General features: G+C 72.0%; 25 protein-coding genes. 7 read left to right on the top strand and 18 right to left on the bottom strand.

Annotation, left to right across the window (positions count from 1 at the left end; all coding sequences use genetic code 11):
• From HGB54_RS05315 to HGB54_RS05300, 4 genes are all read right to left on the bottom strand, one after another.
• Positions 1 to 1,389 carry a serine/threonine-protein kinase gene (locus HGB54_RS05315; RefSeq protein ID WP_228545966.1) on the bottom strand — a complete coding sequence of 463 codons (1,389 nt, stop codon included), beginning with the start codon at positions 1,387 to 1,389 and terminating at the stop codon, positions 1 to 3.
• 70 nt (positions 1,390 to 1,459) lie between these two features.
• The gene (locus tag HGB54_RS05310; protein ID WP_168915520.1) at positions 1,460 to 2,251 is read right to left on the bottom strand and encodes a PP2C family protein-serine/threonine phosphatase; all 792 of its coding nucleotides are present in this window, start codon (positions 2,249 to 2,251) and stop codon (positions 1,460 to 1,462) included.
• Positions 2,252 to 2,322: 71 nt separating this feature from the next.
• On the bottom strand, positions 2,323 to 2,931 hold the full coding sequence (locus HGB54_RS05305) for an FHA domain-containing protein (protein WP_168915519.1): 609 nt from the start codon (positions 2,929 to 2,931) through the stop codon (positions 2,323 to 2,325).
• 24 nt (positions 2,932 to 2,955) lie between these two features.
• Entirely contained in the window at positions 2,956 to 4,410 is a 1,455-nt protein-coding gene (locus tag HGB54_RS05300; protein ID WP_168915518.1) for an aminobutyraldehyde dehydrogenase, read from the bottom strand.
• 124 nt (positions 4,411 to 4,534) lie between these two features.
• Here HGB54_RS05300 and HGB54_RS05295 point away from each other — a divergent pair, with 124 nt between their 5' ends.
• The 5 genes from HGB54_RS05295 (at position 4,535) to HGB54_RS05275 (ending at position 9,647) form a co-directional block, all read left to right on the top strand.
• Complete coding sequence (locus HGB54_RS05295) at positions 4,535 to 5,002, top strand: Lrp/AsnC family transcriptional regulator (RefSeq protein WP_168915517.1); 468 nt, start codon at positions 4,535 to 4,537, stop codon at positions 5,000 to 5,002.
• Positions 4,999 to 6,480 carry an aspartate aminotransferase family protein gene (locus tag HGB54_RS05290; RefSeq protein ID WP_267237856.1) on the top strand — a complete coding sequence of 494 codons (1,482 nt, stop codon included), beginning with the start codon at positions 4,999 to 5,001 and terminating at the stop codon, positions 6,478 to 6,480. Before HGB54_RS05295 ends, HGB54_RS05290 begins: the two co-directional genes overlap by 4 nt.
• A complete protein-coding gene (locus HGB54_RS05285) occupies positions 6,477 to 7,862 on the top strand; it encodes an NAD(P)/FAD-dependent oxidoreductase (RefSeq protein ID WP_228545997.1) in 1,386 nt (461 codons plus the stop codon). Before HGB54_RS05290 ends, HGB54_RS05285 begins: the two co-directional genes overlap by 4 nt.
• A gap of 116 nt (positions 7,863 to 7,978) precedes the next feature.
• On the top strand, positions 7,979 to 8,512 hold the full coding sequence (locus HGB54_RS05280; RefSeq protein ID WP_168915516.1) for a TspO/MBR family protein: 534 nt from the start codon (positions 7,979 to 7,981) through the stop codon (positions 8,510 to 8,512).
• A gap of 28 nt (positions 8,513 to 8,540) precedes the next feature.
• Positions 8,541 to 9,647, top strand: a complete 1,107-nt coding sequence (locus tag HGB54_RS05275; protein ID WP_168915515.1) for a hypothetical protein — start codon at positions 8,541 to 8,543, stop codon at positions 9,645 to 9,647.
• A gap of 19 nt (positions 9,648 to 9,666) precedes the next feature.
• Here the strand turns inward: HGB54_RS05275 and HGB54_RS05270 are convergent, their stop codons facing one another.
• Positions 9,667 to 10,656 carry an aldo/keto reductase gene (locus HGB54_RS05270; RefSeq protein ID WP_168915514.1) on the bottom strand — a complete coding sequence of 330 codons (990 nt, stop codon included), beginning with the start codon at positions 10,654 to 10,656 and terminating at the stop codon, positions 9,667 to 9,669.
• Positions 10,657 to 10,795: 139 nt separating this feature from the next.
• On the opposite strand from HGB54_RS05270, the gene HGB54_RS12735 reads away from it, so the two are divergent.
• Complete coding sequence (locus tag HGB54_RS12735) at positions 10,796 to 11,395, top strand: methylated-DNA--[protein]-cysteine S-methyltransferase (protein ID WP_168915513.1); 600 nt, start codon at positions 10,796 to 10,798, stop codon at positions 11,393 to 11,395.
• Positions 11,395 to 11,991, top strand: a complete 597-nt coding sequence (locus tag HGB54_RS05260) for a DNA-3-methyladenine glycosylase I (RefSeq protein ID WP_168915512.1) — start codon at positions 11,395 to 11,397, stop codon at positions 11,989 to 11,991. Before HGB54_RS12735 ends, HGB54_RS05260 begins: the two co-directional genes overlap by 1 nt.
• A gap of 51 nt (positions 11,992 to 12,042) precedes the next feature.
• Here HGB54_RS05260 and HGB54_RS05255 read toward each other — a convergent pair whose 3' ends face one another.
• From HGB54_RS05255 to HGB54_RS05195, 13 genes are all read right to left on the bottom strand, one after another.
• Positions 12,043 to 12,819 carry a YaaA family protein gene (locus tag HGB54_RS05255; protein WP_323740684.1) on the bottom strand — a complete coding sequence of 259 codons (777 nt, stop codon included), beginning with the start codon at positions 12,817 to 12,819 and terminating at the stop codon, positions 12,043 to 12,045.
• Positions 12,816 to 13,337: an AAA family ATPase gene (locus HGB54_RS05250; RefSeq protein ID WP_168915511.1), complete on the bottom strand. Its 522-nt coding sequence runs from the start codon at positions 13,335 to 13,337 to the stop codon at positions 12,816 to 12,818. Before HGB54_RS05250 ends, HGB54_RS05255 begins: the two co-directional genes overlap by 4 nt.
• 1 nt (position 13,338) lies before the next feature.
• On the bottom strand, positions 13,339 to 13,602 hold the full coding sequence (locus HGB54_RS05245) for a F0F1 ATP synthase subunit epsilon (protein WP_168915510.1): 264 nt from the start codon (positions 13,600 to 13,602) through the stop codon (positions 13,339 to 13,341).
• A gap of 2 nt (positions 13,603 to 13,604) precedes the next feature.
• A complete protein-coding gene (gene atpD, locus HGB54_RS05240) occupies positions 13,605 to 15,107 on the bottom strand; it encodes a F0F1 ATP synthase subunit beta (RefSeq protein ID WP_228545965.1) in 1,503 nt (500 codons plus the stop codon).
• Positions 15,108 to 15,129: 22 nt separating this feature from the next.
• Positions 15,130 to 16,029, bottom strand: a complete 900-nt coding sequence (locus HGB54_RS05235) for a F0F1 ATP synthase subunit gamma (RefSeq protein ID WP_168915509.1) — start codon at positions 16,027 to 16,029, stop codon at positions 15,130 to 15,132.
• 112 nt (positions 16,030 to 16,141) lie between these two features.
• The gene (gene atpA / locus HGB54_RS05230; RefSeq protein ID WP_168915508.1) at positions 16,142 to 17,770 is read right to left on the bottom strand and encodes a F0F1 ATP synthase subunit alpha; all 1,629 of its coding nucleotides are present in this window, start codon (positions 17,768 to 17,770) and stop codon (positions 16,142 to 16,144) included.
• Positions 17,771 to 17,830: 60 nt separating this feature from the next.
• On the bottom strand, positions 17,831 to 18,619 hold the full coding sequence (locus tag HGB54_RS05225; RefSeq protein ID WP_168915507.1) for a F0F1 ATP synthase subunit delta: 789 nt from the start codon (positions 18,617 to 18,619) through the stop codon (positions 17,831 to 17,833).
• 2 nt (positions 18,620 to 18,621) lie between these two features.
• On the bottom strand, positions 18,622 to 19,173 hold the full coding sequence (locus HGB54_RS05220; protein ID WP_168915506.1) for a F0F1 ATP synthase subunit B: 552 nt from the start codon (positions 19,171 to 19,173) through the stop codon (positions 18,622 to 18,624).
• Between the two features lie 9 nt (positions 19,174 to 19,182).
• Complete coding sequence (gene atpE, locus HGB54_RS05215) at positions 19,183 to 19,416, bottom strand: ATP synthase F0 subunit C (RefSeq protein WP_168915505.1); 234 nt, start codon at positions 19,414 to 19,416, stop codon at positions 19,183 to 19,185.
• 53 nt (positions 19,417 to 19,469) lie between these two features.
• Positions 19,470 to 20,279 carry a F0F1 ATP synthase subunit A gene (gene atpB, locus HGB54_RS05210; protein ID WP_228545995.1) on the bottom strand — a complete coding sequence of 270 codons (810 nt, stop codon included), beginning with the start codon at positions 20,277 to 20,279 and terminating at the stop codon, positions 19,470 to 19,472.
• A 151-nt stretch (positions 20,280 to 20,430) separates the two neighbouring features.
• Positions 20,431 to 20,910, bottom strand: coding sequence for a hypothetical protein (locus tag HGB54_RS05205; protein ID WP_168915504.1), 480 nt, complete (start codon positions 20,908 to 20,910; stop codon positions 20,431 to 20,433).
• Positions 20,907 to 22,163 carry an MraY family glycosyltransferase gene (locus HGB54_RS05200; protein WP_168915503.1) on the bottom strand — a complete coding sequence of 419 codons (1,257 nt, stop codon included), beginning with the start codon at positions 22,161 to 22,163 and terminating at the stop codon, positions 20,907 to 20,909. The genes HGB54_RS05205 and HGB54_RS05200 overlap by 4 nt, the downstream gene beginning before the upstream one ends.
• Entirely contained in the window at positions 22,160 to 22,837 is a 678-nt protein-coding gene (locus HGB54_RS05195) for an L-threonylcarbamoyladenylate synthase (protein ID WP_168915502.1), read from the bottom strand. Before HGB54_RS05195 ends, HGB54_RS05200 begins: the two co-directional genes overlap by 4 nt.
• Positions 22,838 to 22,840: the final 3 nt, after the last annotated feature.

Here is a 22,840-nt window from a genome sequence, read left to right as displayed (position 1 = left end):
TCAGCCCCCCGCCGGCTCGGCGCACTGCTCGGCGCTCGAGGGGCCGACCCGGCCCTCGCGCGCGACGCTCACGGTCAAGCAGACCCGCGAGCCCTCCGGCGCGGCGATGCGGAACTCCGCGGCGCGCTGCACGGTGGCCTCCCCGCCGACGACCCGCACCTGGTAGGCGTCGGTGTCGCGGATGCCCGGGTCGGGCCAGCGGAACGCCACCGTCGCCCCCTCGACGGTCGCGGTCACGTCCGTCACGCGCGGCAGATCGTCGTCGGAGCCCTGGATGGCGAGCACCGCGCCGAGCGCACCGAGCCCGACGACGGCGAGCAGCGATCCGACGAGGATGCCCGCCGCGAGCCGCCCGCGCGGCCGCGGCCGCCGCCCGCCGGTGCCGGTGGCCGCGGTCGGCGCGGCGGCCGGGGCCGCGCGCCGCCGACGCCGGTCCGGACGCGGAGCAGCCGACTCCCCCGCCACCGAGCGCACGATCGTGCGATCGGCCGGGTCGTCGGCCGTGACGAGCGCCCAGTCCTGCACCGCCATGTCGGCGGGCGTCGGCGTGAAGCCGAGCTCGGCCTCGACGGCCTGCAGCTCGCGCACGAACTCGATCGCGCTCTGCTGCCGCCGGGCCGGATCGCGGGACATCCCGCGCCGCAGCACCTGCTCGAGCGAGTCGGGAACGTCGTCCCGCCCAATCGCCGGCAGGCGCCCCCGGGTGATGCGGCTGATCAGCTCGTCGGAGGTGTTGGTGCCGTCGACGACCTCGAAGGGCGAGCGCCCGGCGAGGAGGGAGTGCACGGTCGCGGCGAGCGACCACACCTCGCTCGTCACGGCCCCGGGCGTCGTGTCGAGCAGCACCTCGGGCGCGGACCAGGGGATGGACATCCCGACGGTGTCGTGGGCGCTGGCGGCGCTGAGGCTGGCCGCGATGCCGAAGTCGCTGAGCACGGGGTGGCCGTAGACGGTGGTGAGGATGTTCGAGGGCTTGATGTCGCGGTGCAGCACGCCCTGGCGGTGCGCCGTCTCGACCGCGCTGCCGATCTGCACGCCGATGCGCAGCACCTCGGCGACCGGCATGCGCTCGCGGCGGAAGCGCTCGGCGAGCTGGGCGGAGCAGAGCTCCATGACGAGGTAGGGCCGGCCGTCGGCCGAGATGCTGGCCTGGTAGACGGTGAGGATGCTCGGATGGGCCGACAGCTGCGCCATGAGGTTCGCCTCGGCCTGGAACATCTGCCGAACCGACTCGGTGACGACGTCGGCGAGCATGACCTTCACGGCCACCTGGCGCCGCGGCATGTTCTGCTCGTAGAGGAAGACGTCGGCGAAGCCGCCCGATCCGAGCATCCGGATGTGGCTGAACCCGGCCAGGATCGGCGGGTCCGAGGGTCGACGACGCGCCACGGTTCCCCCCTTCTGCCGCTGTCTGCTCCTCAGTGTAGGGAGTGCGGCATGCGGCGGAGGGCCGCCGCGCTCAGTCCTCGGAGGAGGGGGCGCGCACCACGTCGACGACGACGACGGTGATGTTGTCCCGGCCGCCCTGGGCGAGCGCGGCGTCGACGAGCGCGTTGGCGGTCTCGCGAGCGCTGAGGCGCGCCGCGAGGTGCAGGCGGAGGCGCTCGGAGGGCACCTCCTTCGTGAGGCCGTCGGAGCAGAGCAGCAGGCGCATGCCCGCCTCGAGCGGGATGCGCACGAAGTCGATCTCGGGGTCGACGGAGAAGCCCACGGCGCGCGTGATGACGTTGGCGTCGGGGTGGCTCTCGGCCTCCTCCGCCGTGATCTGGCCGGCGTCGACCATCTCCTGCACCATCGAATGGTCGGTCGTGACCTGCCGCAGCTCGTTGCCGGTGAAGAGGTACACGCGCGAGTCGCCGACGTTGAAGACGGTCACGACCGGGCGGCCCTCGTGCAGGGTGAGCGCGGCGCCCGTCACGGTCGTGCCGATGCCCCGCTCCTCCTCGTCGAGCTCGCCGATGTCGATCGTCGCGCGCTGCAGCGCCTCGATGATGCGATCCGGATCGACGAAGTCGCCGTCGACGGCGGCCTGCAGCCGCCGGACGACCGAGTCGCTCGCCCGGTCGCCGTGCGCGTGCCCGCCCATGCCGTCGGCCACCGCGAAGAGCGGCACGTCGGCGAGGTAGCTGTCCTCGTTCGCGGCGCGCCGGTAGCCGACGTGGGTGACGCCGTGCCACGAGAGCTCGACGACGTCGGCGCGATCGGGGAGGGCGAGGATGTGTCGCACAGTGCTGCGGCCGAGCGCGGTCACGGGCGTCTCCGTAGGGGGATTCGAGGGGCGGGCGGGCGTCGAGCGGCGGGGCGGTGGCGAGGCGGCGAGGGTCAGGTCGCTCGGGGATCGATCGCCTGGACGGCGATGTCGATCCCGTCTCCGAGCGAGACGACCGAGCCGGGGAGCACCGCGCAGGACTCTCCGGGGCGGAGCCGGCGGACCGACCCACGGGGCAAGTGTACGACGATGCCGTTGGACGAACCGAGATCGGTCACCACGAGGGCGCTGCCGAGCTGCTCGATGCGCGCGTGCCGCGCGGAGACGCCCCGGCGGTCGGCCGGCACGACGATGCGCAGCGGGGCGGGCGTCTCGGGCATCCGCACCGCCGCGGGGCGCCGCCCGATGACGACGGGGCGGTCCAGCGGCACGTCGCGGTCGACGCCCGGGATGCGCAGGGTCGCGAGCGGCGCGGGCGCGGCGGGCGGGGCCGCGTCGCCGGGCTCGTCCGGCGGCCGCGGGGGCAGCACCGCCGCGTAGAGCGGGGCGCCCTCGGGCACGCCGAGCGGCACCGTGGGCGGGATATCCGGCTCGATCAGCCGGATGACGGTGGCCTCGTCGGCGCCGGGGTCGGCGCGGTCCTCCACCGGTCGCGCGTCCGTCGGCGCGAGCGGGCGTCGGGGGCGGATGACCGTGTCGTCGTGCTCGCCCTCGTGCGCCATGCCCTGAACGCTACCGCGCGCCGCTCACTCCCCCAGGAAGCTCATGACGTGCTTGAGGCGCGTGTAGTCCTCGAACCCGTAGTGCGAGAGGTCCTTGCCGTAGCCGGAGTGCTTGAAGCCGCCGTGCGGCATGTCCGAGACGAAGGGGATGTGCGTGTTGATCCACACGCAGCCGAAGTCGAGGTCGCGGCTCAGGCGCATCGCGCGGGCGTGGTCGGCCGTCCACACGCTCGCCGCGAGCGCGTACCGCACCCCGTTCGCGAGCGCGAGCGCCTCGGCCTCGTCGCGGAAGCTCTGCACGGTCAGCAGCGGCCCGAACACCTCCTCCTGCACGGCCTCGTCGTCCTGGCGCATGCCCGTGACGAGCGTCGCCTCGTGGAAGTAGCCGCGCTCCCCCTGGCGCCGTCCGCCGGCGACGATCTCGGCGTGCGCGGGCAGCCGCTCGACCATGCCCTGCACGCGCGCGAGCTGGTCGGCGTTGTTGAGCGCGCCGTACAGGATGCCCTCCTCGTGCGGCGCGCCGGTGCGGGCGTGCCCGGCGATGCGGGCGGCGAGCGCCGCGACCACCGCGTCGTGGATCGACTCGTGCACGAGCACCCGGGTGGCGGCCGTGCAGTCCTGACCGCCGTTGACGTAGGCGGCGAGCACGAGGCCCTCGGCGACCGCGGCCGGGTCGGCGTCGGCGAAGACGAGCGCGGGCGCCTTGCCGCCGAGCTCGAGGTGCACGCGCTTGAGCCCCTGCGCGGCGGAGCGGGCGACCTCCATCCCCGCGCGCACCGAGCCGGTGATCGCGACCATCTGGGGGGTGGGATGCTCCACGAGCGCCGCCCCCGTGCCGCGGTCGCCCAGCACGACGTTGAGCACCCCGGCCGGCAGGTGCTCCGCGGCGATCTCGGCCAGCAGCAGCGTCGACTGCGGGGTCGTGTCGGAGGGCTTCAGCACCACGGTGTTGCCCGCGGCGATGGCCGGAGCGATCTTCCACACCGCCATGTTGAGCGGGTAGTTCCACGGCGTCACCTGCCCGATGACCCCGATGGGCTCGCGGCGCACGTACGAGGTGTGCCCGGCGAGGTACTCCCCCGCCGAGCGGCCGTCGAGGTCGCGCGCGGCGCCGGCGAAGAAGCGCAGCTGGTCGACGGACTGGTCGATCTCGTCGGCGACGAGGGTGGCGCGGGGCTTTCCGGTGTCCTGCGACTCGAGGTCGGCGAACTCCTCGGCGCGCGCCTCGACCGCGTCGGCGAGGCGGAACAGCGCGAGCTGCCGCTGCGCGGGGGTCGTGCGGCCCCAGCCGACGAAGGCGCGCTCCGCCGCGCGGTAGGCGGCGTCGACCTCCTCGGGCGTGCTGACGGGCGCCTGCGCGTAGACCTCCTCCGTCGCGGGATCGACGAGCGCGAGGGACTCGGCGGAGCGGCTGGCGACCCGCTCGCCGTCGATGACGTTGGACAGGATGCGGTCGGCGCGCGCGGCAGCAGGGCTCATGCCCGGAACAGTACCGGGCCTCCGCGCCGGATTCCAGAGCGGAGGCGACGGAATCAGTCGCGAATCCGCCGTTGCGGATACGGATTCACTTGTCAAACACTGTTTCGACTGTCAAGATCGGGTCATGGCAGCCCGCAGTAAGCCCGTGCAGCTCGATGAGGTCTCGAAAGCGATCATCGAGCAGCTGCAGGACGACGGCCGCCGGTCGTACGCCGAGATCGGCAAGCACGTCGGACTCAGCGAGGCCGCCGTGCGCCAGCGGGTGCAGAAGCTCACCGAGTCGGGCGTCATGCAGGTCGTCGCCGTCACCGATCCGATGCAGCTCGGCTTCTACCGCCAGGCGATGATCGGCATCCGCGTGACGGGCGACGCCACGCACGTCGCCGACACGCTCGCCGCCATCGCCGAGGTCGACTACGTCGTGCTCACGGCCGGCAGCTTCGACATCCTCGCCGAGGTCGTCTGCGAGAACGACGACGACCTCATCACCCTGCTCAACACGCGCATCCGCGGTATCGAGGGCGTGCTCTCGACCGAGACCTTCGTCTATCTACGACTGCAGAAGCAGTTCTACAACTGGGGAACACGATGAAACTCCTGAAGAGCAAGAAGAAGACCACCGCCGACGCGACCACCGCGCACGAGGCGCACGCCGCGCCCGCCGCGGCGGTGAAGAAGCTCACGGGGCCCGCCGCGGCCGCCGAGGCCGCGATGCAGAAGAAGGCCAAGGACCACCTCTGGATGCACTTCGCGCGCCAGTCGGGCATGGCCGCCGGCAACGGGGTGCCCATCATCGTCAAGGGCGAGGGGCACCACATCTGGGACAGCCTCGGCAACAAGTACATCGACGGCCTCTCCGGCCTCTTCGTCGTGCAGCTGGGCCACGGCAACCAGCGCCTGGCCGAGGCCGCCCGCAAGCAGGCCGAGGAGCTCGCGTTCTTCCCGCTGTGGTCCTACGCGCATCCCACCGCCATCGAGCTCGCCGACCGCCTCGCCGACTACGCGCCCGGCGACCTCAACCGCGTGTTCTTCACCACCGGCGGCGGTGAGGCCGTCGAGTCGGCGTGGAAGCTCGCCAAGCAGTACTGGAAGCTCGTCGGCAAGCCGATGAAGCACAAGGTCATCTCGCGCGCCGTCGCCTACCACGGCACGCCGCAGGGCGCGCTCGCGATCACGGGCATCCCCGGCATGAAGGAGATGTTCGAGCCGCTCACGCCCGGCGGGTTCCGCGTGCCGAACACGAACTACTACCGCGCCGAGGAGATGGGCTTCCACGGCACCCTCGAGGAGTTCGGCCAGTGGGCCGCCAACCGCATCGAGGAGATGATCCTGTTCGAGGGCCCCGACACCGTCGCGGCCGTCTTCCTCGAGCCGGTGCAGAACTCCGGCGGCTGCTTCCCGCCGCCCCCCGGCTACTTCCAGCGCGTGCGCGAGATCTGCGACCAGTACGACGTGCTGCTCGTCAGCGACGAGGTCATCTGCGCCTACGGCCGCACCGGCTACATGTTCGCCTGCGAGGGCTTCGGCTACGTGCCCGACATCATCACCTCGGCCAAGGGCCTGACCTCCGGCTACTCGCCCCTCGGCGCGATGATCGTCAACGAGAAGGTCTACGCGCCCTTCACCGAGGGCACGACGGCGTTCTACCACGGGTACACCTTCGCGGGGCATCCCGTCTCGGCCGCCGTCGCCCTGGAGAACCTCAACATCTTCGAGGAGGAGGGCATCCTCGAGCACGTGCGCGAGAACTCGCCGAAGTTCCGCGCGGCGCTCGAGCGGCTGCTCGACCTGCCCATCGTCGGCGACGTGCGCGGCGAGGGATACTTCTTCGGCATCGAGCTGGTGAAGAACAAGGAGACGAAGGAGACCTTCAGCGAGGCGGAGTCCGAGCGCCTGCTGCGCGGCTTCCTCTCCAAGGCGCTCTTCGACGCGGGCCTCTACTGCCGCGCCGACGACCGCGGCGACCCCGTCATCCAGCTCGCCCCGCCGCTCACCATCGGCCCGGCCGAGTTCGACGAGATCGAGGGCATCCTGCGGAAGGTGCTCACCGAGGCGGGGAAGCTGCTCTGAGCGGTCCCGCCGCTCCCCGCACCGACGCCGACTACCGCGGGCTCAGCCTCTGGCACGACACGGTCGACGACGATCTGACCCCGCGCGCGCCGCTCGACGGCGACGACACGGCCGACGTCGCGATCATCGGCGCGGGGCTCACCGGCCTGTGGACGGCGTACGAGCTGCAGAAGCGCGACCCCGGTCTGCGCATCCTGCTGCTCGAGAAGGAGATCGCCGGCTTCGGCGCCAGCGGCCGCAACGGCGGCTGGGTCTCGGCGCTGTTCCCGCAGTCGACCGCGGCGCTCGCGCAGCGCCACGGTCGCGAGGCCGCTCTCGCGATGCGCCGCGCCATGATCGGCACGGTCGACGAGGTCGGCCGCGTGATCGCCGAGGAGGGCATCGACGCCGGCTACGCGAAGGGCGGCACGGTCGTCTTCGCCCGCTCCGAGAACCAGTGGCGGGATGCCCGGGCCGAGGTCGCGCGCGCCGCGGGCTTCGGCGTCGACCGGCTCGAGCTCTGGGGTGCCGATCGCGTGCGCGCCGCCGGGTCGCTCGGCGCCGTGTTCGACCCGGCCTGCGCCCGCGTGCACCCCGCGCAGCTCGTGCGGTCGCTCGCCCGCATCGTGGAGCACCGCGGTGCGATCATCCGCGAGCGGACGACGGTCGAGTCGTGGGGGCCCGGCGAGGTGCTCACCGATCGCGGCCGGGTGCGCGCCCGCCGCATCGTCGTCGCGCTCGAGGGCTACGCCGCCGCCGTGCCGCAGACCCGCCGGCGGGTGCTGCCGCTCTACTCGCTCATGATCGGCACCGAGCCGCTGCCCGCGAGCGTCTGGGACGAGCTCGGCATCGAGCACGGGCAGACCTTCTCCGACGGCCGCCACCTCGTCATCTACGGCCAGCGCACCGCCGACGACCGGCTCGCCTTCGGCGGGCGCGGCGCCCGCTACCACTTCGGCAGCACCATCGCGCCGCAGTACGACCGCGTCGAGGCGGTCTTCGAGCACCTCGTCGCGACCGTGCGCGAGCTCTTCCCCTCGGTCGGGGACCTGACCGTGACCCATCGCTGGGGCGGTCCGCTCGGCGTGCCCCGCGACTGGCACGCGAGCGTGCAGTACGACCGGGTGACGGGCATCGCCTCGGCCGGCGGCTACGTCGGCGACGGCCTGTCGACCACCAACCTCGCCGGGCGCACCCTCGCCGACCTCCTCACGGAGCAGGACACCGAGCTGACGCGCCTGCCGTGGGTCGGGCACCGCTCCCCCTCCTGGGAGCCCGAGCCGCTGCGGTTCCTCGGGGCCAACGCCGGTCTGCTCGCCATGACGGCCGCCGATCGCGAGGAGCGCCTCACCGGGCGCGGCTCGCTCATCCTGCGCGCGATGGCACCGCTGATCGGGCACTGAGCCGGTCGGGCCGCAGCGCCGCCCGCACCCGGGGCGCCCCTGCGACGGGCGAACCCAGCCCGCGTGCAGGAGGCTCGGAGCGAACGACCGTACTCTCATCAGCGGAGAGGAGAGCCATGGTCACCATGCAGACCCGCAGTCGTGCGGTCGAGCGCAGCACCGTGCGCTCCGCCGCCGCCCTCGTCGGCTTCTTCGGCATCGCCTTCCTCGTCGCCGCCTTCGGCTCCGCCATCTCCGCCCCCGCGATCGAGGGCTGGTACGCCGACACCCCCAAACCGATGTGGAACCCGCCGAACGCGATCTTCGGCCCGGTCTGGACGGTGCTGTACAGCGCGATGTCCGTCGCCGCCTGGCTGGTGTGGCGCAGTCCCGCCACGGAGGCCCGCCGGCGGGCGCTCTCGATCTACGTCGCGCAGCTCATGATCAACGCCGTGTGGACTCCGGCCTTCTTCGGCCTCGGCTCGGTCGTCGGCGCCGCGGGCATCTGGGTCGCCCTCGTCATCATCGTCGTGCTCGACTTCATGGTGCTCGCCGCCATCATCCGCTTCGCGGAGGTCAGCAAGCCCGCCGCGGCGCTGCTCATCCCCTACTGGTTCTGGGTGCTGTTCGCCACCACGCTCAACGCCGCGATCGCCGTCCTCGCGGTCTGACGGGGCCGCCGCGGGTACCGTGGACGGCGTGACCACCCCGGCCGTCCGCTCGACCCGCTCCCGGGCATCCCGCATCGGTCGCGGCGCGCTCATCGCGGTCGCGGTGGTCGCGATCGTCGCCCAGGGCGGCGTCATCGCCGGGGCCGCGTGGGTCGCCGCGAACCCTCGACCGGTGTCGGACGCCCTCACCGTGTGGACGAACGACCTCGACCCCCGCATCGAGGGCTACGCCGCGCAGGCGGGCCTGAGCGAGCGGGGCCGGTTCCTGCTGGCGGCGAGCCTGCCCGAGATCCTGGCGCCGGCGGAGTTCGAGCGGGTGTGCCGCGTCTCCGCCCCCGGCATCGGGGTGCTCGGCTGCTACGCCCTCGAGGAGGGGCGCATCCACCTGTACGACGTCACCGACGACGACCTCTCGGCCCTCGAACCGGTCGTCGCCGCGCACGAGATGCTCCACGCCGCCTGGGATCGGCTCGAGCCCGAGGAGCGCACCGCGCTCGTCGAGCCGCTCGAGGCCGCCTTCGCCGCGCTCGGCCCCGATCACGAGCTCGTGGAGCGCATCGCCGGCTACGAGGAGCGCGACCCGGCCTCGCGCATCCCCGAGCTCTACGCGATCATCGGCACCGAGGTGCGCGGCGGCGAGGGCCCGGGGCTCGCCCCCGTGCTCGAGCAGCACTACGCGACCTTCTTCGCCGACCGCTCGCGGGTCGTGGCGCTCGCCGAGCAGGTGCAGTCGCTCTTCGCCCAGCTCGAGCAGCAGCTGCTCGCGCTCGCCGCCCGCGTCGACGAGCTCTCGGCGCGCATCGTGAGCGAGCAGGAGGCGTACCGCGTCGACTCCGACGCCTTCACCGCCGACCTCGCCGTGTTCGAGGAGCGCGCGGCGACCCCCGGCGGCTACCGCAGCCAATCCGTTTTCCTCGCCGATCGCGGCGCCCTCATCGAGCGGCAGGATGCTCTGCGCGCGCGACGCGACGCCACGAACGCCCTCGTCGACGAGCACAACGCGCTGCTCGTCGAGCTCGAGACCCTCAACGCCGAGGCCGCCGCGCTCAACCAGGCGATCAACGTCGAGGCGCAGCCGCTCGCGGGGACGGCCCCGGCCGAGGGCGACGTCGAGGAGGCGCCCCCCGGCGGCTGAGCCGGCGCACGGGCGACGGTCAGTACGAGGTGAGTCCCCCGCTGCCGGGCGGGAAGATCGCGTCGATCGCGTCGAGGTCCTCGAGGCTCGGCGTCCAGGCGTCCGCAGCCCCGGCGTTCTGCACGACCTGCTCGGGGGTGGTCGCGCCCGCGATCACGCTCGTGAGGGACGGGCGGCTCAGCAGCCAGCCGATCGTGGCCTCGAGCATCCCGACGCCGCGGTCGGCGCAGAGGGCCGCGTAGGCCTCCATCGCGTCCCACGGCGCATTCGCGACCAGGTGCGGGCGCTGGCGCATGATGCGGGTGTCGGCGGGGCCGCCCTCGCGCGTGAACTTGCCGGTGAACAGGCCGTTGTGCAGCGGGAAGTAGGGCAGCAGGCCCACGCCGCTCGCCTCGGCCGCCGGCAGCAGCTCGGCGTCCGCGCCGCGCACGAGCAGGCTGTACTCGTTCTGGGCGGAGACGAAGCGGGGGTGCCCGTGCCGCTCGGCGAGCAGGTCGGCCTGCACGAGCTGCCACGCGGCGAAGTTCGAGTGGCCGTAGTAGCGGATCTTGCCCTCGTCGACGAGCTCGTGCAGCGCCGCCAGGGTCTCCTCGATCGGGGTCAGTGGGTCGGGTGTGTGGAACTGGTACAGGTCGATCCAGTCGGTCTGCAGGCGCCGCAGCGAGCCCTCCACCGCGAGCCGGATGTAGCGCCGCGAGCCCTTCGCTCCCCAGTGCGGCAGCGGGCTGTCGTAGTCGGCGTGGCCGAACTTGGTGGCGAGCACCACCTCGTCGCGGCGGCCCTTCAGCGCGTGACCCATCATCGTCTCGCTGCGGCCGTAGGCGTAGCCGTAGATGTCGGCGCCGTCGAGCAGCGTGATGCCGGCGTCGATCGCGGCGTGCAGCACGCGGTCGGTGCCCTCCTGCGACTCGGTCGCCGTGCCGGGCCGGCCGAAGTTGTTGCAGCCGAGACCGACCGTCGAGACGCGGAGCCCGCTGCGGCCGAGGGTGCGGTAGGTCATGTCGCTCATGCCCTCCATCCTCGCGCACGCGCGCTCCGGCGTCCTCCGCGGCCGTCTGCCGCTCCTCCCCCGGGGACGGTTCGGGATGCTCCTCCCCCGCGTCCGATTCCCGCCGGAGCCGCCCCGGCCCCCGCGCTAGCCTCGAGCCATGCCGACCCTCACCGACGCCCCCGCCGCGGCTGCCTCCGCCGCCCCTGCCTCCGCCGCACCCGCCGCCGCCCGCCCGCTCGTCGCCTCGGCCGCGGCCATCGCGGCCCGCGCCACCGCGCGCCGCGTCATCGACTCCCCGATCGGCCGCATCCTGCTGCTCGGCGACGGCGACCACGTCACGCTGCTCGAGATCGAGGGCGCGCACGGCTTCCGCTCGCCCGAGCCCTCCGCGCCCCTCGACGGCGACGCCGTGCTCGACGCGGCCGCGACCCAGCTCGACGAGTACTTCCACGCCGGCCGGCAGCGCTTCGACGTGCCCGTGCTGCTGCAGGGCACGGCGTTCCAGCAGCAGATCTGGCAGCAGCTGCGCGCGATCCCCTTCGGCGAGACCCGCACCTACGGCGAGCTCGGCATCGCGAGCGGCCGGGCGACGGCGGGCCGCGCGGTCGGCGGCGCGGTCGGCGCGAACCCCGTCCCCCTGCTCATCCCGTGCCACCGCGTGCTGGCCGGCGACCGCCGCATCACGGGGTACAGCGCGGGCGCGGGAGTGCCCACCAAGGTGCAGCTGCTCGACCTCGAGGGCATCGCGCACCGCTGATGGCCGTCACCCCCGACCTGCGCATCGGCCCCGACGAGCTGCCGCGCTGCGGCTGGGTCGGCGACGACCCCGAGTACCGGCGCTACCACGACGAGGAGTGGGGGCGGCCCCTGCACGGCGACCGGCCGTTGTTCGAGAAGCTCAGCCTCGAGGCCTTCCAGTCGGGACTCTCCTGGATCACCATCCTGCGTCGGCGGGAGGGCTTCCGCGCCGCCTTCGACGGCTTCACGATCGAGACGGTCGCCGCCTACGACGAGCGGGATGCCCAGCGCCTGCTCCTCGACGAGCGCATCATCCGCAACCGCGCGAAGATCGCCGCGACCATCGCGAACGCGCGAGTGCTGCACGACTGGCTGCAGCAGGAGCCCGGAGCGCTCGACGCCCTCGTCTGGTCGCACGCCCCGGCCGCGGACTCCCGTTCCCGCCCGCGCACCCTCGCCGAGGTGCCCGCGACCACGGAGCGGTCGACGGCGCTCGCCCGGGCGCTCAAGGCGCGCGGCCTGCGCTTCGTCGGCCCGACGACCGCCTACGCGCTCATGCAGTCCGCGGGCCTCGTCGACGACCACGTCGCCGGGTGCTGGCGCGCGCAGGGCTGAACAGGAGCGTCGGGCCTCGTGGGTCGGCGCTCGAGGAGCAGCCCTCGTCGGTCAGCCCTCGCGGGCGACGAGCTCGAGCTCGCCGGGAGCACCGTGGCGCAACGTCCATCCCGTTCCGGCGGCCGCGGCGATGAGCCCCTCCACCGAGGCGGGCACGGAGCCCTGCTCGAGCAGGTCGCGCACGAAGAGCCCCTTCGACTTCTTGTTGAAGTGGTTGAGCGCCCGCACGGCGCCGTCCGCCGACTCGGCCACCACCCGCACGAACAGCGCATCCGCGCGGGCGGGCAGCGGGCCGAGCGCGGCGTAGCCCTCCGACCGCAGGTCGACGACGGGGCCCTCGTGCCGTTCGAGCACGGGGCCGATGACAGGCGCCCAGCGGCGCTTCAGCGGCCCCCCCGGCAGGCGCGAGGAGTGCGAGAGCCGGTACGCGGGCACGGCGTCCTCCGCCCCGATGAGCCCGAGCAGCGCCGAGTGGATGCGCACGTGGCGCCCCGCCCGCTCGCGAGCGGGCGCGCTCAGGGTCGGCGCGTCCAGCGCGTCGAACAGCACGCCCGTGTACCGCTCGAGCGCCGGCATGAGCGGGCTGGTGCGCAGCGCACGATCGCGGGCGAGCTCCGCCTCGGCGATCTTGTGGCCCACGCCGAGCGCGCGCGCGGCCTGCGCGTCGTCGCCGGCGACGAGCTGCTCGAGGGCGGCGAGGGTCGCGAGACGGGCATCCCGCACCGCCGCGTCGTCGGCGTGAAGCAGCGCATCGAGATCGAGGGCGGAGCCGGCCGCGCCGCCGTCGCGCTTCGTCTCGGAGGGCGGCAGCAGGAGCAGCAGGGTCACGACCGCAGGAAGGCGACCGCCTCGGCCACCAGCTGCTCGAGCGGGGCGACCGTGTCGAGCACGAGCCGGGGGGCGGCGTCGGCCTCGCCCGACCACGGCGCGTACTCCTCGAGGCTCTGCTCGACGGCGTGCCAGGTCGGCTCGACCAGGTGGGCCAGGTCGCGCTGGCGCTGCTCGAGGCGACGGCGGTGCAGCTCGGTGTCGCTGCAGACGACCTCGACGAAGCGCAGCTCCACGCCGTGCCGCCGCGCGAGGCCGACCCACTGGTCGCGCGCAGGAGCGACGGCGTTCACGGCGTCGACGATGACCGCAGGGCTCGTACGCAGCACCGCGTCGGCGATCGTCTCGGCGACGAGGTACGCCGCGAGACCGGTCGGCTGATCACTGTCGATGCCGGCCTGCAGGATCGCCGACTCGACCGGGTCCACCGAGACCACCGGCGCGGAGAGCGCCTGCGCGATCCGCTCCGCGATCGTGCTCTTGCCCGAGCCGGGGAGCCCGGCCATGGCGATCAGCACGTCAGGAGAGCAGTTCGGCCTGGCCCGCGACGATCGTCACGGTGTTGTTCTCGACCGAGAGGAACCCGTCCTCCGCGCGCGCCGTCACGACCGCGCCCGAGACGGGCGTGATCCGCACCTCGCCGGCGCCGAGGATCCCGAGGAGGGGCTCGTGGCCGGGGAGGATGCCGATCTCACCCTCGGTGGTGCGCGCGACGATCTGCTTCGCGGCGCCCGACCAGACCTCGCGGTCGGCCGAGACGACGCTCACGCTGAGCTCGGCCACGGTTAGCCGTTCTCCTTCTGGATGCGCGCCCACGCCTCTTCGACGTCGCTGATCGCACCGACGTTGAAGAACGCCTGCTCGGCCACGTGGTCGAACTCGCCCTTCGCGATCGCGTCGAACGACTCGATGGTCTCCTTCAGCGGGACGGTCGAACCCTCGACGCCCGTGAACTTCTTGGCCATGTAGGTGTTCTGCGAGAGGAACTGCTGGATCCGGCGCGCACGCGACACCGTGATCTTGTCCTCCTCGCTGAGCTCGTCGACACCGAGGATGGCGATGATCTCCTGCAGCTCCTTGTTCTTCTGGAGGATCTGCTTGACGGTCGTCGCGACGCGGTAATGGTCCTCGCCCAAGTAGCGGGGGTCGAGGATGCGCGAGGTCGAGGTGAGCGGGTCGACGGCCGGGTAGAGGCCCTTCGACGCGATCTCACGGCTGAGCTCGGTCGTCGCGTCGAGGTGGGCGAAGGTCGTCGCCGGGGCCGGGTCGGTGTAGTCGTCGGCGGGCACGTAGATGGCCTGCAGCGAGGTGATCGAGTGGCCGCGCGTCGAGGTGATGCGCTCCTGCAGGATGCCCATCTCGTCGGCGAGGTTCGGCTGGTAGCCCACCGCGGAGGGCATGCGGCCCAGCAGCGTCGAGACCTCGGAGCCCGCCTGCGTGAAGCGGAAGATGTTGTCGATGAAGAGCAGGACGTCCTGGTTCTGCACGTCGCGGAAGTACTCGGCCATGGTGAGGGCAGAGAGGGCGACGCGGAGACGCGTTCCCGGCGGCTCGTCCATCTGGCCGAAGACGAGGGCGGTCTTGTCGAAGACGCCCGCCTCCTCCATCTCGAAGATGAGGTCGTTGCCCTCACGGGTGCGCTCGCCGACGCCGGCGAACACGGAGACGCCGCCGTGGTCCTGCGCCACGCGCTGGATCATCTCCTGGATGAGGACGGTCTTGCCCACGCCGGCACCGCCGAACAGGCCGATCTTGCCACCCTGCACGTACGGGGTGAGGAGGTCGATGACCTTGATGCCGGTCTCGAAGAGCTGGGTCTTCGACTCGAGCTGGTCGAATGCCGGGGGCTTGCGGTGGATGGGCCAGCGCTCGGAGACCTCGACGGCAGCGCCGGGCTCGCCGTTGAGCACCTCGCCGAGCACATTGAAGACCTTGCCCTTGGTGACGTCGCCGACGGGCACGGTGATCGGCTCGCCGGTGTCGCGCACCTCCTGGCCGCGGACGAGCCCGTCGGTCGGCTTGAGGGCGATCGCGCGGACGAGGTCGTCGCCGAGGTGCTGGGCGACCTCGAGGGTCAGCGTCGTCGACTCGTCGCCGATGGTGACGGTCGTCTGCAGCGCGTTGTAGATGCCGGGGATGGCGTCATGCGGGAACTCGATGTCGACGACCGGACCGGTCACGCGGGCGATGCGGCCCACGCCGGCGCCCGAGGTCGGGGTGTGGTCGCCCGCGCGGGCGGCGGGCTCGTTCGCGGCGGGGGTCGTCCCGGCGGGTGCTGTCGTGGTCATGGCTTCCCTTTTCTCGTGCGTTCTACTTGGCCGAGCTCAGGGCGTCGGCGCCGCCCACGATCTCGGAAATCTGCTGGGTGATCTCCGACTGGCGGGCGTTGTTGGCTAGTCGGGTGTAGTCGGTGATGAGCTTGTCGGCGTTGTCGCTGGCCGACTTCATGGCCTTCTGACGCGCGGCGTGCTCGGAGGCGGCCGACTGCAGCATCGCGTTGAAGATGCGGCTCTCGATGTAGACGGGCAGCAGCCCGTCGAGCACCCTGTCGACCTCGGGCTCGAACTCGTACAGGGGCAGCACCTCGCTCGAGGCGGGCGCCTCGACGCCCTCGACGACCTCGAGCGGCAGGATGCGCACGACCTCGGGGGTCTGCGTCACCATGCTGACGAAACGGTTGTAGACGATGTGGATCTCGTCCACGCCGCCCTCCGCCGTCGGCTGCACGAAGCGGGCCACGAGCGCGTCGCCGATCTCCTTCGCGGTGGAGAACTCGGGCTGGTCGGTGCCGCCCGTCCACGCCTGCTCGACGTCGATGCGCCGGAAGGAGAAGTACGCGACCGCCTTCCGGCCGACGAGGTAGAAGACGACCTGCTTGCCCTCGCCCTCGAGGCGCGAGCGCAGCTCCCCGGCCTCGCGCATGATCTGCGAGCTGAAGGCGCCGGCGAGACCGCGGTCGGAGGTGAACAGCACCACCGCGGCGCGCGTGGGGTTCTCGGCCTCGGTCGTGAGGATGTGGTCGACGTTCGAGTACGTCGCGACGGCCGACACGGCCCGCGTGACGGCGCGCGAGTACGGGCCGGAGGCCTTCACCCGGGCCTGCGCCTTCTGAATGCGCGAGGCGGAGATCAGCTCCATGGCACGAGTGATCTTCTTGGTCGTCTGGGCAGACTTGATCTTCTGCCGGTAGACCCGAAGTTGCGCTCCCATGTCCCTTGCTTTCCTGTAGTCGGTGGTGGAGTCGATGTGCGGCGGGGGCGGCTGCGCCCCGCGCTGGTGGGGCCCGGTGGATGCGCGAGAGCGGCATCCACCGGGCGCCCGATCAGCGCTTCTGCTTGACGATCTTCTCCTGCTGGATCTCGTCCTCGCCGATGGCGTCGAACTGCTCGGCCCCGGGGGCCGAGCCGTCGCCGGCCTGGAACTCGGTGACGAACTGGTCGACGGCCTTCTCGAGGGCGGCCTCGGTGTCGGCGTCGAGCACGTTCGACTCGCGCAGCGTCGTGAGCACGTCGGTGTTGCGGCCGAGGTGGTCGATGAGCTCGCGCTCGAACCGCAGGACGTCCTCGACGGGGATGGTGTCGAGCTTGCCCTTGGTGCCGGCCCAGATCGAGACGACCTGCTCCTCGACGGGGTACGGCGAGTACTGCGGCTGCTTGAGCAGCTCGGTGAGGCGGGCGCCCCGGGCGAGCTGACGGCGGCTGGCAGCGTCGAGGTCGGAGGCGAACATCGCGAAGGCCTCGAGCGAGCGGTACTGCGCGAGCTCGAGCTTCAGCGTGCCGGAGACCTTCTTGATGCTCTTGACCTGGGCGTCGCCGCCGACGCGCGACACCGAGATGCCGACGTCCACCGCGGGGCGCTGGTTCGAGTTGAAGAGGTCGGACTGGAGGAAGATCTGGCCGTCCGTGATCGAGATCACGTTGGTCGGGATGTACGCCGAGACGTCGTTGGCCTTCGTCTCGATGATCGGGAGACCCGTCATCGAGCCCGCGCCCAGCTCGTCCGAGAGCTTGGCGCAGCGCTCGAGCAGACGGGAGTGCAGGTAGAAGACGTCACCGGGGTAGGCCTCGCGTCCCGGCGGACGGCGCAGGAGGAGCGACACGGCGCGGTACGCCTCGGCCTGCTTCGACAGGTCGTCGAAGATGATGAGGACGTGCTTGCCGCCGTACATCCAGTGCTGGCCGATGGCCGAGCCGGTGTAGGGGGCGAGGTACTTGAAGCCGGCGGGGTCGGAGGCGGGGGCCGCGACGATCGTCGTGTACTCCATCGCGCCGGCGTCCTCGAGGGCGCCCTTCACCGCGGCGATGGTCGAGCCCTTCTGGCCGACGGCGACGTAGATGCAGCGCACCTGCTTGGTGGCGTCGCCCGACTCCCAGTTGGCCTTCTGGTTGATGATCGTGTCGATCGCGATGGCGGTCTTGCCGGTCTGGCGGTCGCCGATGATGAGCTGGCGCTGGCCGCGGCCGACGGGGATCATGGCGTCGATCGCCTTGATGCCGGTCTGGAGGGGCTCGTGCACGCTCTTGCGCTGCATGACGCCGGGGGCCTGGAGCTCGAGCGCGCGGCGACCCTCGTCGACGATGTCGCCGAGACCGTCGATGGGCGCGCCGAGCGGGTCGACCACTCGACCGAGGTAGGCGTCGCCGACGGGGACGGAGAGGACCTCGCCCGTGCGGGTGACCTCCATGCCCTCGACGATGCCGGTGAACTCGCCGAGCACGACGACGCCGATCTCGTTCTCGTCGAGGTTCTGGGCGAGGCCCAGCGTGCCGTCGGCGAAGCGGATGAGCTCGTTCGCCATCACGCCGGGCAGGCCCTCGACGTGCGCGATGCCGTCGGCCGCGTCGGTGACGCGACCGACCTCGGTGGCCGCGGCCGCGCCGGGCGCGTAGCCCTTGGCGAAGTTCTTCAGCGCGTCGCGGATCTCGTCCGGGCTGATCGTCAGTTCTGCCATGTTCTTCCCTTTTCGTTCGACCCGTCCGGGGGACGGATCGTCTGGTGTGACGGCGAAGGCCTAGCCGGCCAGCCGGAGCTTGAGTTCGGAGAGTCGCGCCGCGATGCTGCCGTCGACGACCTCGTCGCCGACCTGCACGCGCACGCCGCCGATGACGGCGGGGTCGACGACCTGATTGAGCGTGTGCTCGCGGCCGTACCGGCGCGCGATGCTCTGCGCGATGGCGCTGCGCTGCTCGCCCGTGAGCGGCCGGGCGACGGTGACCGTCGCCACGCCCTTGCCCGAGGCGTCGGCGACCGTGGTGGCCGCCGAGCGCACGAGCTCGCCGATGCGGCGGCCGCGCGGCTGCTGCACGAGGTGCCCGGCGATGGACCGGGCCTGCGGGCTGGACTGCGCGAGGAGCGCGTGCACGAGATCGCGCTTGCCCTCCACGTCGCCGCGCTTGCTGCCGATCGCCAGCTCGAGCTCGGCGTCGGAGGTCACGGCCTGGCCGAAGGCGAAGAGCTCGCCCTCGACCGAGGATCCGGCGGGGGCGGAGGCGGCGATCGCGCGGATGCCCACCTCCTCGATGCCGGCCAGCAGGTCGTCCCCGCTGGACCAGCGGCTCGCGACCATGCCCTCGAGCAGGGTGCGGGCCGCGGGCTGGAGGCCGGCGAAGATCGTGCCGATGAGGCCAGCCTTTGCAGCGTCGCCCGCCGAGGAGTCGGTGAGCGCGCTCACGAGCTGCTTCGACGACCCGATGGTGCGGGCCGCGCCGAGCAGCTGCTCGCCGGTCGTCAGATCGACGCCCGAGGTGCGGGCCAGCGCAGCGCGGGCCGACTCGGTGGCGCCTCTCGTCGCGGAACCCATGCCTACTTGGCCGCCTTCTCGCTCGTCTCGAGGTCGACGAGGAACCGGTCGACGAGGGCCGTGGCCTTCGCGTCGTCCGCGAGCGACTCGCCGATCACGCCGCTGGCCAGGTCGAGCGCCAGCGAGCCCACCTCGGCGCGGAGCGAGACGAGCGCCGCCTGGCGCTCGGCCTCGATCTGCTGCTGCGCGGTAGCGGTGATGCGCGCGGCCTCCGCGGAGGCCTGCTCCTTGAGCTCGGCGAGGATGGCGCCGCCGTCGACGCGCGCCTGCTCGCGGATCTTCGCGGCCTCGGCACGGCCCTCCGCGAGGAGCTTGTTGTACTCCTCGAGCGCCGCCTTGGCTTCGGCCTGGGCCGACTCCGCCTGCGCGATGCCGCCCTCGATCTTCGCCGCGCGCTCGTCGAGCGTGCGCTGCATGCGCGGCAGCACGACCTTCCAGAACAGCAGGAGGACGAGCGCGAACGGGATGATCGAGTAGACGATGTCGTACCACGCCGGAAGCAGGGGGTTGACGGTCTTCCCCTCTTCCGCCGCGACGATGAGTTCGGTCAGCATGGAAGACCCTTAGACGAAGATGTAGTACGTGGCGATGCCGATGAAGGCGAGGGCCTCGGTGAAGGCGATACCGATGTACATGAGCACCGTGAGGCGACCCTGCAGCTCGGGCTGGCGGGCGACCGACTCGATCGTCTTGCCGACCACGATGCCCACGCCGATGGCGGGGCCGATGGCGGCGAGGCCGTAGCCGACCGTGGCGATGTTGCCCGTGATCTGGGCGAGAACGGTGTTTGCGTCCACGAGGGGTGTTTCCTTCCGTGAGGGAGTGAGGCGAGCGGGGCGCTCGAACTCGATTAGTGCTCTTCCGCCAGCGCGAGCTGGAGGTACACAGCGGTCAAGAGGGTGAATACGTAGGCCTGCAGCACGGCGACGAGGATCTCGAAGAACGTGAAGACGATGCCCATCGCCTGCGTGCCGACGGCGAAGAGGGCGCTGAAGCCCCCGACGTCGAACATGAAGAACGCCGAGGCGGAGAAGAACAGCACGAGCAGCAGGTGCCCGACGATCATGTTCATCAGCAGTCGCAGCGTGAGCGTGATCGGACGCAGCACGAACATCGAGACGAACTCGATCGGCGTCACGATGATGTAGAGCACTTTGGGCACGCCGGGCGGAAACAGCGCGTTGCGGAAGAACGCGAGCGGGTGCTTGCGCACGCCGGCGTAGATGAACGCGACGTACGCGGTGACGGCGAGCACCAGCGGCAGACCGATCGAGCCGGTGCTGGCGATGTTGATGCCCGGGATGATGCCCGTGAGATTCGAGAACAGGACGAGGAAGAAGATCGACGTCAGGAGCGGGAGGAACCGCTTGCCGTCCTTCTTGCCCAGGAGGTCCTCGGCGATGTTGACGCGGACGAGGTCGAGACCCATCTCAACGGTGCCCTGGAAGCGGCCGGGCACGAGCTTCATGCGCCGGGTGCCGAGCCAGAAGACCAGGATGAGGAGAGCGGCGACGAGCAGCCGGACCAGCATGATGCGGTCGAGCTGGAAGAACTCGTTGCCCTCGAAGAAGATCGCGGGGGGCTGGAAGTCGCCGATCGAGGGACCGGAGAAACCACCGCCGGAACCGTCATCGGTCGCGAACGGGAGCAGGGGGATCAGGGCAGCAGCGCTCAGGGGAGTCTCCAGAATCGGGGCGGCACGAGAGTGTGCCGCGGCGATCGGCAGTTGCTTCTCACCTTAGCAATGAAACGCCCCCCGGCCGAATCGGGAGAGCCCATCGCGCGGCGGGAGCGACGCGGTCGGGTGCGGGTCAGGGACGGGGCGCGCGGGGCTCGTCGACGTAGGGCACCCGAGCGCGCGCGACGCCCACGAGATCGGTCACGAGACCGCCCAGGACGGCGACGACGAGCGTCAGGAACAGCACCGTGCGGTCGAGCGCGTCGACGTCGCCGAGCACGAAGATGAGGATGAGGAAGAGCAGGAACTTCAGCAGCCAGGCGCCGAGCACGATGCCGAAGTACGCCGGCGACAGCAGGTCGCCGCGCGTGACGCGATCGGCCAGCAGGATGCTCGCCGCGGTCATCCCGAGGAAGACGAAGCCCATGAGCGAGCCGATGAGGCCGCTCAGCAGACCGGGCAGCTCGGCGACGAGGGCACCCACGACGCTCGCCGCGATCGCGAGCACGACCGTGAAGACGGCGCCGTAGAGCAGGGACTTGCGCATCGCGGGCACCGCACCGGAGACCGGTCGGGGCGCGGCGGGCGAGGGGGCGGGATCGGGGGTCGTCATCGGGTCTCCTCGGCGCGGCGCGGGCCGCGGCTGATCATCGAGGCGGGCGCCTCGTCGGGGTCGGGCTCGTCGTCGAGCGGCGGGGCCGCGGCGTCGAGCGGGTCGTAGCGGGCGACGTCGGCGGGGGCATCCATCGCCGACTGGGCGGCGGCCTCGACGCGCTTGCGGCGGCTGAGCGGCGCGAGCGTGACGGCGGTGCAGACCACGAGCCCGAGGGCGATCGCGGAGAGCGCCCACCACCACGCCACGAAGAGGAACAGCAGGGCGCCGAAGGCGACGACGGCCGTCCAGCCGTAGAAGATCAGCACCGCGTGGAAGTGCGAGTGGCCCATGTCGAGCAGGCGGTGGTGCAGGTGCTGCCGGTCGGCGCTGAACGGCGACTTGCCCGCCCGCAGGCGGCGCAGCACCGCGAGCCCGAAGTCGAGCAGCGGCACGACGAGGATGGCGAAGGGCAGGGCGATCGGGATGAACGCCGGCAGCAGGAGGCTGCGATCGATCGAGGCGGGGTTGATCTGCCCGGTCACCGTGATCGTGGAGACGGCGAGCAGGAGCCCCACCACGAGGGCTCCCCCGTCGCCCATGAACATCTTCGCCGGGTGCCAGTTGAAGGGCAGGAAGCCCGCGACCGCGCCGAGGAGCACGGCCATGAGCAGGGAGGCGAGGTTGAAGGCCGTCTGCGAGGTGTCGATCGCGAGCAGGTAGCTGTAGACGAAGAAGACGCCGCCCGCGATGAGGGTGACGCCCGCGACGAGGCCGTCGAGGCCGTCGATGAAGTTGACGGCGTTCATGACGAGCACGACCGCGAGGATCGTGAGGATGAGCGAGCCCGTCGGCCCGAGCAGCGAGATGCCGTTGTCGATGCCGATCGGCAGCGAGACGATCTGCAGGCTCGACCAGGCGAGGAACCAGGCGACGATGAGCTGCGCGGCGAGCTTCGTCATCCAGTTGAGGTCGTAGAGGTCGTCGAGCACCCCGACGCCGAGCATGACGGCGGCGGCCACGAGGATGGCGATGACGGGGAAGGCGTCGGCGTAGACGCCCTCGAACCAGGAGATCTGCGAGGCGACGGCGAGGGAGATCGCGACCCCGAACACGATCGCGATGCCGCCGAGGCGGGGCGTCGGGCTCGTGTGCACGTCGCGGTCGCGGATGCCCGGGTACAGCTTGAACCGCTTGCTGAGCCGGTAGACCGCGTAGGACGCCCCGAAGCTGGCGACGCCCGAGATCAGCGCGACGAGCAGGTAGAACCTCACGCCACCCGCTCCGCGCCGACCACCCGGATGATCTCCTCATCGGAGATCGCACCGTGGCGCACGATGCGCAGGCGGCCGTCGGGTCGGAGCAGGCCGGTCGCGTCGACGATCGTCGAGCCCGGGTCGCGCCCGGGCTCGGCCTCGGCGCCGACCTCGCCGCCGTCGAGGTACACCGAGACGCGGTCGCCGAGCATCTCGAGCGCCTCCTGCGCGGTGCGCGCGGCGGGCATCCCGCTGATGTTGGCGCTCGAGACGGCGAGCGGGCCGGTGTCGGCGAGCAGGTTGAGGGCGACCCGGTCGTCGGGCATGCGCAGGGCGACCGTGCCGCGGGTCTCGCCGAGATCCCAGGCGAGGGATTCGCGGGCCTCGACGATGACGGTGAGCCCGCCGGGCCAGAACGCCCTCGTGAGGGCGGTCACCTCGTCGGGCACCGTCTCGGCGAGGGCGGCGAGGGTCGGGATGCCCGGCACGAGCACCGGCGGAGGGGCGTCGCGCCCGCGCTCCTTCGCGTCGAGCAGCCGCTGCACCGCCTCGGGGCGGAACGCGTCGGCGGCGACGCCGTAGACGGTGTCGGTCGGCATGACGACGAGCTCGCCGCGGCCGATCGCGCCGCGGGCCGCGCGCAGACCGGCGAGGAGGCGGCTCTCGTCGGAGCAGTCGAACACGGTGGACATGAT

The organism is Microcella flavibacter (genome assembly GCF_012530535.1).
GTDB classification, from domain to species: domain Bacteria; phylum Actinomycetota; class Actinomycetes; order Actinomycetales; family Microbacteriaceae; genus Microcella; species Microcella flavibacter.
The sequence above is the reverse complement of the archived record's forward strand: the minus strand, read 5'-3'. Positions and strand labels throughout refer to the sequence as shown.